Genomic DNA, 705 nt, shown 5'->3' with positions numbered 1-705 from the left:
CCCGGTCGCCCGCCCCCACGCCCTGCTCCTGCATCCAGCGCGCCGAGGTGTGGATCTCCTCCCACACCTCGCGATAGCTCAGCACCCGCGCGCCGTCGTCGAGGCACGGCGCGTCCGGGTGGCTCCGCGTCGCGGCATCGAGAACGTCCAGCAGTGTCCGAGGGCTCGGGGCCTGTGAGCTGCGAAGATACTGCTCGGGGATGGTGTGCACGTGCGGATGGTATCCCGGTCGGGTGAACTCTCTCCCACAGCGCGGGTAGAACTGGTTCTATTAGCTCATGTCAGGATCTCTGGAGAACAAGACCGTCGTGATCGTGGGAGCGGGACCCGGCTTCGGCCGGACCCTCGCCCTGCGCGCAGCACAGCAGGGTGCGACCGTCGTCGTGGCCGCCCGGACCGCCTCCCGTCTCGACGGGATCGTCGACGAGGTACGCACCGCCGGTGGCACCGCGATCGCCGCCGCGGTGGACGCCACCGAACCCGACTCCGTACGCGCGCTGCGGGAGACCGTCGCGCAGCACACCGATGCCGTCCACGGCCTGGTCTACAGCGCGTTCGCGGTGCCCAGCATGAAGCCACTGGCCCAGACCGACCACGACCAGATCTCGCGGGGGATCGACCTGTCGGTCCTCGGCGCGCTTCGCACCACCCAGGAGTTCACCCCGCTGCTCGAGGCCGGCGCGGCGGCGGGGGCAGGCGAGGCCG

At 70.9% G+C, this 705-nt stretch carries 2 protein-coding genes; one reads left to right on the top strand and one right to left on the bottom strand.

The window, feature by feature from the left end; genetic code table 11:
- Positions 1 to 211: hypothetical protein (locus IY392_RS15060; RefSeq protein WP_194861645.1), on the bottom strand; the 211-nt coding region annotated here is incomplete at its 3' end.
- 67 nt (positions 212 to 278) lie between these two features.
- Here IY392_RS15060 and IY392_RS15055 point away from each other — a divergent pair.
- A partial coding sequence (locus IY392_RS15055) for an SDR family NAD(P)-dependent oxidoreductase (protein ID WP_194861644.1) occupies positions 279 to 705 on the top strand: 427 nt, incomplete at its 3' end.

Source organism: Dietzia sp. SYD-A1, assembly GCF_015356725.1.
In the GTDB taxonomy this organism is placed as follows: domain Bacteria; phylum Actinomycetota; class Actinomycetes; order Mycobacteriales; family Mycobacteriaceae; genus Dietzia.
The sequence above is the reverse complement of the archived record's forward strand: the minus strand, read 5'-3'. Positions and strand labels throughout refer to the sequence as shown.